Genomic DNA, 10,371 nt, shown 5'->3' with positions numbered 1-10,371 from the left:
CCGCCTGCTTCAGCGCCGAGCGGTCGACCTTGCCCTGCTTGGCGAGCTCGGTGAGCACTGCCAGGACGATCGACTGGGCGTCGATGTGGAAGAAGCGACGGGCCGCGCCACGGGTGTCGGCGAAGCCGAAGCCGTCCGCACCCAGCGACTGGTACGCACCCGGCACCCAGCGCGAGATCTGGTCCGGCACGGCACGCATCCAGTCGGAGACGGCCACGAACGGACCCTCGGCGCCCTGGAGCTTCTGCGTCACGTACGGGACGCGGAGCTCCTCCTCCGGGTGGAGGAGGTTGTGCTCCTCCGCCTCGATGGCGTCCTTGCGGAGCTCGTTCCACGAGGTGGCCGACCAGACGTCCGCCTTGACGTCCCACTCCTCGGCGAGGATCTTCTGGGCCTCGATCGCCCACGGCACCGCCACGCCCGAGGCGAGGATCTGGGCCGGGATCGCGCCCTTCTCACCCTGCGAGAAGCGGTACAGACCCTTGAGGATGCCCTCGGCGTCCACGTCCGCCGGCTCGGCCGGGTGCTGGATCGGCTCGTTGTAGACGGTCAGGTAGTAGAAGACGTCCTCGGCGTTCTCGCCGTACATCCGGCGCAGACCGTCCTTGACGATGTGCGCCATCTCGAAGCCGAACGCGGGGTCGTAGGAGACGACGCCCGGGTTGGTGGACGCCAGCAGCTGCGAGTGGCCGTCGGCGTGCTGCAGGCCCTCGCCGGTCAGCGTGGTGCGGCCGGCGGTGGCGCCGAGCACGAAGCCGCGCGACAGCTGGTCGGCCATCTGCCAGAACTGGTCGCCCGTGCGCTGGAAGCCGAACATCGAGTAGAAGACGTAGACCGGGATCAGCGGCTCGCCGTGCGTCGCGTAGGCCGAGCCCGCGGCGATCAGCGAGGCCGTGCAGCCCGCCTCGGAGATGCCGTCGTGCAGCATCTGGCCGGTCGGCGACTCCTTGTACGCGAGCAGCAGCTCGCGGTCCACCGACTCGTACTGCTGACCGAGCGGGTTGTAGATCTTGGCCGACGGGAAGAACGCGTCCATGCCGAAGGTGCGGTACTCGTCGGGGGCGATCAGCACGAAGCGCTTGCCGATCTCCTTGTCCCGCATGAGGTCCTTCAGGATGCGGACGAACGCCATGGTGGTGGCGATCGACTGCTGGCCCGAGCCCTTCTTGGCGGAGGCGTAGGCCTTGTCGCCCGGGAGGACCAGCGGCTTCGACCGGTCGACGCGGGTCGGCACGTAGCCGCCGAGCGCCTTGCGGCGGTCGTGCATGTACTGGATCTCCTCCGAGTCGCGACCCGGGTGGTAGTACGGCGGCAGGCCGGACTCCAGCTCCTTGTCGGCGATCGGGATGTGGAGACGGTCCCGGAAGCGCTTGAGGTCCTCGACCGTGAGCTTCTTCATCTGGTGGGTCGCGTTGCGGCCCTCGAAGTTCGGACCCAGGGTCCAGCCCTTGACGGTCTGCGCCAGGATCACGGTCGGCTGGCCCTTGTGGGCCTTGGCCGCCGCGTACGCCGCGTAGATCTTCTTGTGGTCGTGACCACCGCGGCCCAGGTGCAGGATCTGGTCGTCGGTCATGTTCTCGACCATCTTGCGGAGACGGTGGTCGTCGCCGAAGAAGTGCTCGCGGATGTACGCGCCGGTCTCGGTGGCGTACGTCTGGAACTGGCCGTCGGGGGTGCTGTTGAGCTTGTTGACCAGGATGCCGTCCCGGTCCTGAGCCAGCAGCGGGTCCCAGGAGCGGTCCCAGACCAGCTTGATCACGTTCCAGCCGGCGCCGCGGAACTGCGACTCCAGCTCCTGCATGACCTTGCCGTTGCCGCGCACCGGGCCGTCGAGGCGCTGCAGGTTGCAGTTGACGACGAAGGTCAGGTTGTCCAGGCCCTCACGGGCGGCGATGGACAGCTGGCCGAGCGACTCCGGCTCGTCCATCTCGCCGTCGCCGAGGAACGCCCACACGTGCGACTTGGAGGTGTCGGCGATGCCGCGCGCCTCCATGTAGCGGTTCATGCGGGCCTGGTAGATCGCGCCGAGCGGGCCGAGGCCCATCGAGACGGTCGGGAACTCCCAGAAGTCCGGCATGAGCCGCGGGTGCGGGTAGCTGGACAGGCCGTAGGGGGCCTTCGACTTCTCCTGGCGGAACGAGTCCAGGTGCTGCTCGGAGAGCCGGTCCAGGAGGAACGCGCGGGCGTAGATGCCCGGGGAGGCGTGGCCCTGGAAGAAGATCTGGTCGCCGCCGTCGCCCTCGTCCTTGCCGCGGAAGAAGTGGTTGAAGCCCACGTCGTACAGCGAGGCGGAGGAGGCGAAGGTGGCGATGTGGCCGCCGACGCCGATGCCCGGGCGCTGCGCCCGGGAGACCATCACGGCCGCGTTCCAGCGGGTCGCGTTGAGGACCTTGCGCTCGATCTCCTCGTTGCCGGGGAAGAACGGCTCGTCCTTGGTCGCGATGGTGTTGACGTAGTCCGTGCTGCGCATCTCGGGCACGGCGACGCGCTTCTCGCGAGCCCGCTCGATCAGGCGAAGCATGAGGTAGCGGGCACGTTCCCGGCCTCGCTCATCGACGGCTGCGTCGAGCGAGTCGAGCCACTCCTGGGTCTCTTCGGGGTCGAAGTCCGGGACCTGGCTGGGAAGGCCGCCAATGATGATCGGGTTGCGATCGGATCCGGAAGCCACGCTGTTCCTTCGCTGTTCGGTCGTGGTCGTGCTCTGCACGCGGTGTTGCTGCGCACGCGGTCAAATATGGGGCTGCTTATCTGGCGCCGGCTCCCATCGTGGACCGCGGCGGCGGAAACGTCATCTCTACTGGGCGGTAACCACCACTGGTGAGACGAAGCAGCGTTTGTTGGTCGCCCGGGGCGGCCAAATCGCAACCTTACGCCCCCAATGGAGGTTCCTCGTGTACGGCTGTTCGGGGTCGCTCCCCGGAATCACATGGAGTAACTTCGCAAATGGGGCAAAGTTCTGTGTTGTGAATCACTCGCCCCTCCCGCCACAGGGTTGGAGTTGCCACAGGACGTCCGCGTCCGTCAACGTTTCGGCGGTCTCGATGGCCGGGTACTTGCGCGATCCGTCCGTCACGTGTGGACTACGCCCATCGTTTCGCGTACGCGCGAGCCGAATGCAACGTCTCGAAGGATGACAGGAGGAAATCCGTGAGCGCGACCGCGGACCACGCGGAGGAGCGGACCAATCCGGCCGCAAGGCTGGGTTTCGAGCCCGGACAGGTGGTCCAGGAGATCGGTTACGACGACGACGTCGATCATGATCTCCGTGAAGGTATCGAGTCCCTCATCGGCCAGGACCTCGTCGACGAGGACTATGACGACGTGGCCGACGTCGTCCTGCTGTGGTTCCGGGATGAGGACGGAGACCTCACGGACGCGCTGGTGGACGCCATCGGTCTGCTCGAGGACGGCGGGGTCATCTGGCTGCTGGTCCCCAAGACCGGCCGTGACGGCTACATCGAGCCGAGCGATGTGAGCGAGGCGGCCCAGACCGCGGGTCTGAGCCAGACCAAGAGCATCAGCGTGGCCAAGGACTGGACCGGCGCCCGCCTGGTCGCCCCCAAGCGCTAGCCCCGGCTCCTCAAAGGGGTGCCGCGCCGCCACGGCGCCGCCCCGGACCCTTTTGCACCCCCGGCGACCCCCGGTCGCCGGGGGTGCGGTGTTTCCCCGCGGGGGGCGGTGACAGACTGGGCGCGCCGACAGGACCAGTCACCAGAAAGGTGTTCCCCATGGCTATCGCCGTAGGCGACAAGGCTCCGGACTTCGCGCTGCGCAACCAGCACGGCGAAACCGTCCGGCTCTCCGACTTCCGCGGCGAGAAGAACGTCGTCCTGCTCTTCTACCCCTTCGCCTTCACCGGCGTGTGCACCGGCGAGCTGTGCGCCCTGCGCGACGAGCTGCCGAAGTTCGTCAACGACGACGTGCAGCTGCTCGCGGTCTCCAACGACGCCCCGTTCTCGCTGCGCGTCTTCGCCGAGCAGGAGGGGCTCACCTACCCGCTGCTCTCCGACTTCTGGCCGCACGGCAACGTCAGCCGCGACTACGGCGTCTTCGACGAGGAGAAGGGCTGCGCGGTGCGCGGCACCTTCATCATCGACAAGGAAGGCGTCGTGCGCTGGACGGTCGTCAACGGCCTGCCCGACGCGCGCGACCTGAACGAGTACACCAAGGCGCTCGCCGCTCTCTGAGCCGGTCGCGCCGAGAAGCATGCCATCGCCGGGAACCGGTCACTAGGATCCAGACGTTGACCGGTTGCCATCGCACAACGGGGGCGCGGGGACCGACCCAGCCCCCCGAAAACCAATGGAGGACTCGTGGGAGTCAGTCTCAGCAAGGGCGGCAACGTCTCGCTGACCAAGGCGGCCCCGAACCTGACCGCGGTCATCGTCGGTCTCGGCTGGGACGCCCGTACCACCACCGGTACGGACTTCGACCTGGACGCCAGCGCGCTGCTGACGAACGACCAGGGCAAGGTCGCCAACGACCAGAACTTCGTCTTCTTCAACAACCTCAAGAGCCCCGACGGCTCCGTCGAGCACCAGGGTGACAACCTCACCGGTGAGGGCGAGGGCGACGACGAGGTCATCAAGGTCAACCTGGCCGGCGTGCCCGCCGACGTCGCCAAGATCGTCTTCCCGGTCTCGATCTACGAGGCCGAGTCCCGGCAGCAGAGCTTCGGCCAGGTGCGCAACGCCTACATCCGCGTCGTGAACCAGGCCGACAACACCGAGCTGGCTCGCTACGACCTCAGCGAGGACGCCTCGACCGAGACCGCCATGGTCTTCGGCGAGCTCTACCGCCACGGCTCCGAGTGGAAGTTCCGCGCCATCGGCCAGGGCTACGCCTCGGGCCTGCGCGGCATCGCCCAGGACTTCGGCGTCAACGTCTGATCCAGACAGCCGTCCGCGTCCGGCGCCGCACCCCCGACCCCGGGAGTGCGGCGCCGGACGCGCACCGGCGCCCCGCAGCACACCCCGGGGCGCCGGCGATCTCGACTCGGGGAGGAAACAAGATCATGGGCGTCACGCTCGCCAAGGGAGGCAACGTCTCCCTCTCCAAGGCCGCACCCAACCTCACCAACGTGACCGTCGGTCTCGGCTGGGACGCGCGCTCCACCACCGGAGCCCCCTTCGACCTCGACGCCAGCGCCCTGCTGTGCGCCACGGGCCGCGTGCTCGGTGACGAGTACTTCGTCTTCTACAACAACCTCAAGAGCCCCGAGGGCTCCGTCGAACACACCGGCGACAACCTCACGGGTGAGGGCGAAGGCGACGACGAGACGATCCTGGTCGACCTGACCAAGGTCCCCGCCGCCTGCGACAAGATCGTCTTCCCGGTCAGCATCCACGACGCCGACGTCCGCGGCCAGAGCTTCGGCCAGGTCAGCAACGCCTACATCCGCGTCGTCAACCAGGCCGACGGCTCCGAGCTCGCCCGCTACGACCTCAGCGAGGACGCCTCCAGCGAAACCGCGATGATCTTCGGCGAGGTCTACCGCTACGGCGGCGAGTGGAAGTTCCGGGCGGTCGGTCAGGGGTACGCATCAGGTCTGCGCGGCATCGCCCTAGACTTCGGGGTCAACGTTTCGTAAAGCCGCGCACGGCGCGGGGGAAACCCCATAACGAAGGATTGGGTAGCCAGTGCTCCTGAAAACCTTTGGTTGGTCGTTCGCCATCACGGCGGCCGGACTGGCCTTGGCCGGTGTTCTCTGGGGGTGGCAGGGGCTCGCGATCGTCGCGATACTGTCCGTCCTCGAGATCTCGCTCTCGTTCGACAATGCGGTCATCAACGCCGGAATCCTCCGGAAGATGAACCCGTTCTGGCAGAAGATGTTCCTGACCCTGGGCATCCTCATCGCCGTCTTCGGCATGAGGCTCGTCTTCCCGGTCGTCATCGTCGCCATCACGGCGAAGCTGGGACCGATCGAGGCGGTCAAGGTCGCGATTCAGGACCACGACCGCTACGAAGCCCTCGTCACCAGCGCCCACCCGGCCATCGCCGCCTTCGGCGGCATGTTCCTGCTCATGATCTTCCTGGACTTCATCTTCGAGGACCGGGACATCAAGTGGCTCGCCTGGCTGGAGAAGCCGCTCGCCAAGCTCGGCAAGCTGGAGGCCCTCTCCATCGTCGTCTCCCTGGTCGTGCTGATCATCGCCGCCACCACCTTCGCCACCGCCGTCCCGGTGCACGACGGTGAGGGCACGATCGACAAGGCCACCACGGTCCTGCTCGCCGGAATCGGCGGTCTGGTGACCTACCTGGTCGTCGGCGGCATCTCCGACTTCTTCGAGAACCGCCTGGAGGAGGCCGAGGAGGAAGAGGAAGAGGCCGAGGAAGCCCAGGAAGCCGCCGCCGGGGGCGCCGCCGCGAAGAAGGGCGGCTCGGCCGTCGGCCTCGCCGGCAAGGCCGCCTTCTTCATGTTCCTCTACCTGGAGGTCATCGACGCCTCCTTCTCCTTCGACGGTGTCATCGGCGCCTTCGCCATCACCAACGACATCTTCGTGATGGCCCTCGGTCTCGGCATCGGCGCCATGTACATCCGGTCCCTGACGGTCTTCCTCGTCCGCAAGGGGACCCTGGACGACTACGTCTACCTGGAGCACGGCGCGCACTACGCCATCGGCGCGCTCGCCGTCATCCTGCTGATCACCATCAAGTACGAGATCCCCGAGGTCGTCACGGGTCTCATCGGCGTGGTGCTCATCGGGCTGTCGTTCCTGTCCTCCGTGATGCGCAACCGCAAGGAGGCCGAGTCCGGGGACGGCTCCGGGAGCAAGGCCGAAGTCGCCTCCGGGGTGTGACCCCGGCACATTTGAGGAACGCTCTCAGCGGGGCGGTCGTGAGGCTCACCTCACGGCCGCCCCGCGGCAGTTGAGCGGGAAAGCGGGAAATGCGCCAGGAATAGGTGGGGGGTACGTCGGTCATGGCGGTCTGGAACAGGTTCTTCGACAACTGGGGGCGCGCGGCCGCGCAGCAGCTCGACTTCGGCGGTGTCAACGGCGCCGTCGAGCTGACCAAGCGTCATCCCTCCTTCTCCCTCACCAAACAAGGGGCGGTCACCGGAAACCTGCGGGTCAACCTCTCCTGGCGGATGCGCACCTCGGACTTCGGCGACCGGCCCGGCCGCGGCCAGAGCCTGCGGCACCCGATGCGGAAATTCCGGCCCGAGATGGTGCAGGCGCAGGGCCCGGCCATGGTCAACGTCGACCTCGACCTCGCCTGTCTGTATGAGCTCCAGGACGGCTCCAAGGGCGTGGTCCAGCCCCTCGGCAACATACTGGGCAGCATCAACTCGCCGCCGTATGTCCAGCTGAGCGGCGACGACCGCTTCGGGTCGGGCTCGGGCGAGACGATCTACATCAACATGGACCACCGCGCCGACTTCAAACGGCTGCTGATCTTCGTCTACATCTATGACGGCACCCCGGCGTTCGACCGTACGCACGCCATGGTGACGCTCTACCCCGGCAACGGCCCCCGGATCGAGATCGCGCTCGACGAGCGCGCGCCGGAGGCGCGGTCGTGCGCCGTGGTGATGCTGGAGAACATCAAGGGCGAGATCGTCCTGCGGCGCGAGATGCGGTACGTGTACGGCTTCCAGGCGGAGCTGGACCGGCTGTACGGGTGGGGGCTGCAGTGGGGGAGGGGTTACAAGACGAAGGTCTGACGGCGGCGACGGCGGCCGGGGCGCCGGGGGTGCCTCCCGTGCGGGTCGCTCGGCGCCTCACCCCTCTTCAGCCGTCCGGCGTGTGAGGACCGGGGTCCGGGGCGGAGCCCCGGTGCGGCGCCGCCGTCAGCGGTTCGGGAGGAACTGCGGGCCCTGCGGCGGCAGCCGGAAGGACGGGTCCGGCACCGGCCGGTACTGCGGCGGGTAGCCGTAGGCGGGGGCCGGTGCGGGCGCGGCCACGTGCGCCGGCTGATGCGGGTAGCCGTACGCCGGCTGTGACGGCACGGCGGGCGGTACGGGAGGCGGGGGCGGGTAGCCGTACCCCGGCTGCGGCTGCGGCTGCGGCTGGGGCGTCGGGGTGGGCTCCGGCGCCGGTCCGGGGCCGTGTGCGGCCGCGGGCGCGGCGGCAGGCGCCCCCTCGGGGGCCTGGGCCTGGGCCGGCGCCGCAGCCCGGGCCGCCGTGTCCCCGGCGCCTCCGGCGCCACCCGTGCCACCCGGCTCCTCCGTTTCGTCCACCGAGATGCCGAACTCCGTGGCCAGCCCGACCAGCCCCGAGGCGTAGCCCTGCCCCAGGGCCCGGAACTTCCAGCCCTCCCCGCGCCGGTAGAGCTCGCCGCAGATCATCGCGGTCTCCGAGCCGGTCTCCGGCTGGACCTCGAACAGCGCGAGCGGCTCGCCGCTCTGCCCCGCGGGGACCGCCGCGGCGTCGTAGAGCAGGACGCACAGGTCCCGCACCCGGCCGAAGTCGCCGCCGTCCGCGGAGGCGGCCAGCACGACGCGGTGCACGGCCGGCTCCAGGGCCCCCAGGTCGGTCTCGATCGCATCGGTCAGGCCTTCGACCAGCCGCTTCTTCGGCAGGTGGCGGACCGCCCCGGAGGGGTGCCGGGGCTGGTTGTAGAAGACGAAGTCCTCGTCCGAGCGGACGCGGCCGTTCTCGCCCACGAGCAGGGCGGAGGCATCCACGTCCGGGACGCCCGGGCCGGGGGTCCAGCGCAGTACGGCCCGCACGGAGCGGGCGTCCAGCGGGATGTTCGACCCCTTCAGCATGGCGTGCGTCATGCCCGCAATCCTGCCCTCCCACGGCTCCGGGGGACAACGCAGGGGTGGGCGAGGGTGCCGACGATCACGAAACCGGCACACCGCGTACCCGTGGACTCCCCGCCCCGACATCCTCGCGACTCATGCGGGGAGCCAGATTTTCATGCACTTGGGGAACTCTTGACCCGTCGCCGGACGTACGATAATCGGCCACCTCTGCGCCTGGACGAGCCTGAGCGCAGGTGTGGCCACGGGGAGAGTAATGAGGCATTTCGGACACCTTGCGCCCTCAGTGCGGAATGGTCTGTTCCATCAGGAGCCGGTCGCCTTCGACGCCGGCTCCCCGGCCCGTACGCTCTCCGTCGCCCTCGGCGCCACGCTCTACGCCCCCGGCACGCGGCAGTCCCTCGCGGCGGACGTCGTCAAGCAGGCCGAGCGGGGCGTGGTGTCCATGGTCCTCTGCCTGGAGGACTCCATAGGCGACGACGACGTCGTGGCCGCCGAAGAGAACCTCGTGCGGCAGTTCGCCGTGCTGGCCGGTGCGGGCGCCGGTGCCCGGGTGCCGCTGCTGTTCATCCGGGTGCGCCGGCCTGACCAGATCACCGACCTCGTACGGCGGCTTGGTGCGTCCGTCCGGCTGCTCTCCGGATTCGTCCTGCCCAAGTTCACCGAGGAACGGGGCGTGCCCTTCCTCGAAGCGCTCACCGAGGCCGAAGCGGAGTGCGGGCAGCGGCTGTTCGCCATGCCCGTCCTCGAATCGCCCGAGCTGCTGCACCTGGAGACGCGGCGCGAGGCCCTCGCCGGGATCGCCCGCACCGTCGACAAGTACCGCGACCGGGTGCTGGCGCTGCGGCTCGGCGTCACCGACTTCTGCTCCGCGTACGGGCTGCGCCGGGCGCCCGACATGACCGCGTACGACGTGCAGATCGTCGCCTCCGTCATCGCCGACGTGGTGAACGTGCTCGGCCGGGCCGACGGCAGCGGGTTCACCGTCACCGGGCCGGTGTGGGAGTACTTCAGACAGCACGAGCGGATGTTCAAGCCGCAGCTGCGGCGGACGCCCTTCGCCGGGCCCGCGGAGGAGCTGCGCACGGCTCTCATCGAGCACGACATGGACGGGCTCCTGCGCGAGATCCAGCTCGACCGGGCGAACGGGCTCCAGGGCAAGACGTGCATCCATCCTTCGCACGTCGCGCCTGTTCATGCCCTGTCCGTTGTCAGCCATGAAGAGTTCAGCGACGCGCAGGACATCCTGCGGCCGGAGCGGGACGGCGGCGGAGTGCTGCGGTCCGCCTACACGAACAAGATGAACGAAGTGAAGCCGCACCGGGCCTGGGCCGAGCGGATCATGCTGCGCGCCGAGGTGTTCGGCGTCGCGCGGGAGGACGTGAGCTTTGTGGAACTGCTGGCGGCGAGTGTTCGGGCGGGCGAGTGAGTCCGGGCGGGCGAGAGGGTTCGGGTGTGAGCGGGGTCTGGGCAGGGGAATGGGTCGCGGAACGGCTCGGCGTCTCGCTCGACGGTGACGCCCGGCTCCCCGAGCTGCTCGGCCTGGCGCTGCGGCGCAACCCCAAGCGGGCGCACCTGCTGGTCTCCAACGTGCTCGGCAAGCACGTTCCGGCGTCCCCGTCGGTGGTGTACGGGTCCGGGTTCGGGCTCGGGCGCCGCGT

10 protein-coding genes are annotated in these 10,371 nt (G+C 68.8%); 8 read left to right on the top strand and 2 right to left on the bottom strand.

Going from position 1 to position 10,371, the window contains the following annotated elements:
* Positions 1 to 2,668, bottom strand: a 2,668-nt coding sequence (gene aceE, locus ACSNOH_RS29905; protein WP_436724574.1) for a pyruvate dehydrogenase (acetyl-transferring), homodimeric type, incomplete at its 3' end; no start/stop codon positions are given.
* Between the two features lie 479 nt (positions 2,669 to 3,147).
* Here aceE and ACSNOH_RS29900 point away from each other — a divergent pair.
* From ACSNOH_RS29900 to ACSNOH_RS29875, 6 genes are all read left to right on the top strand, one after another.
* Entirely contained in the window at positions 3,148 to 3,570 is a 423-nt protein-coding gene (locus ACSNOH_RS29900; protein WP_436724573.1) for a DUF3052 domain-containing protein, read from the top strand.
* 158 nt (positions 3,571 to 3,728) lie between these two features.
* Positions 3,729 to 4,187 carry a peroxiredoxin gene (locus ACSNOH_RS29895; protein ID WP_436724572.1) on the top strand — a complete coding sequence of 153 codons (459 nt, stop codon included), beginning with the start codon at positions 3,729 to 3,731 and terminating at the stop codon, positions 4,185 to 4,187.
* Between the two features lie 126 nt (positions 4,188 to 4,313).
* Entirely contained in the window at positions 4,314 to 4,889 is a 576-nt protein-coding gene (locus tag ACSNOH_RS29890; protein WP_436724571.1) for a TerD family protein, read from the top strand.
* A 125-nt stretch (positions 4,890 to 5,014) separates the two neighbouring features.
* A complete protein-coding gene (locus tag ACSNOH_RS29885; protein ID WP_120754445.1) occupies positions 5,015 to 5,590 on the top strand; it encodes a TerD family protein in 576 nt (191 codons plus the stop codon).
* 49 nt (positions 5,591 to 5,639) lie between these two features.
* Complete coding sequence (locus tag ACSNOH_RS29880) at positions 5,640 to 6,800, top strand: DUF475 domain-containing protein (protein ID WP_436724570.1); 1,161 nt, start codon at positions 5,640 to 5,642, stop codon at positions 6,798 to 6,800.
* 122 nt (positions 6,801 to 6,922) lie between these two features.
* Positions 6,923 to 7,666: a TerD family protein gene (locus tag ACSNOH_RS29875; RefSeq protein ID WP_436724569.1), complete on the top strand. Its 744-nt coding sequence runs from the start codon at positions 6,923 to 6,925 to the stop codon at positions 7,664 to 7,666.
* Between the two features lie 126 nt (positions 7,667 to 7,792).
* On the opposite strand, the gene ACSNOH_RS29870 is transcribed toward ACSNOH_RS29875, so the two are convergent.
* Complete coding sequence (locus ACSNOH_RS29870; protein ID WP_436724568.1) at positions 7,793 to 8,725, bottom strand: TerD family protein; 933 nt, start codon at positions 8,723 to 8,725, stop codon at positions 7,793 to 7,795.
* A 241-nt stretch (positions 8,726 to 8,966) separates the two neighbouring features.
* Here ACSNOH_RS29870 and ACSNOH_RS29865 point away from each other — a divergent pair, with 241 nt between their 5' ends.
* Together ACSNOH_RS29865 and ACSNOH_RS29860 are read left to right on the top strand one after the other, a co-directional pair.
* The gene (locus ACSNOH_RS29865; RefSeq protein ID WP_436724567.1) at positions 8,967 to 10,139 is read left to right on the top strand and encodes an HpcH/HpaI aldolase/citrate lyase family protein; all 1,173 of its coding nucleotides are present in this window, start codon (positions 8,967 to 8,969) and stop codon (positions 10,137 to 10,139) included.
* A 26-nt stretch (positions 10,140 to 10,165) separates the two neighbouring features.
* Positions 10,166 to 10,371, top strand: a 206-nt coding sequence (locus tag ACSNOH_RS29860; protein ID WP_436724566.1) for a phosphoribosyltransferase domain-containing protein, incomplete at its 3' end; no start/stop codon positions are given.

This window comes from Streptomyces sp. URMC 127 (assembly GCF_051386535.1).
Lineage (GTDB): Bacteria > Actinomycetota > Actinomycetes > Streptomycetales > Streptomycetaceae > Streptomyces.
This window is presented reverse-complemented; position numbering and strand designations above follow the sequence as displayed.

Bases quoted from the DNA above. Each gene is read 5' to 3' on its own strand.
- ACSNOH_RS29895 (WP_436724572.1), top strand. From the start codon at position 3,729: ATGGCTATCGCCGTAGGCGACAAGGCTCCGGACTTCGCGCTGCGCAAC.
- ACSNOH_RS29885 (WP_120754445.1), top strand. From the start codon at position 5,015: ATGGGCGTCACGCTCGCCAAGGGAGGCAACGTCTCCCTCTCCAAGGCC.
- ACSNOH_RS29875 (WP_436724569.1), top strand. From the start codon at position 6,923: ATGGCGGTCTGGAACAGGTTCTTCGACAACTGGGGGCGCGCGGCCGCG.
- ACSNOH_RS29870 (WP_436724568.1), bottom strand. From the start codon at position 8,725: ATGACGCACGCCATGCTGAAGGGGTCGAACATCCCGCTGGACGCCCGC.
- ACSNOH_RS29865 (WP_436724567.1), top strand. From the start codon at position 8,967: ATGAGGCATTTCGGACACCTTGCGCCCTCAGTGCGGAATGGTCTGTTC.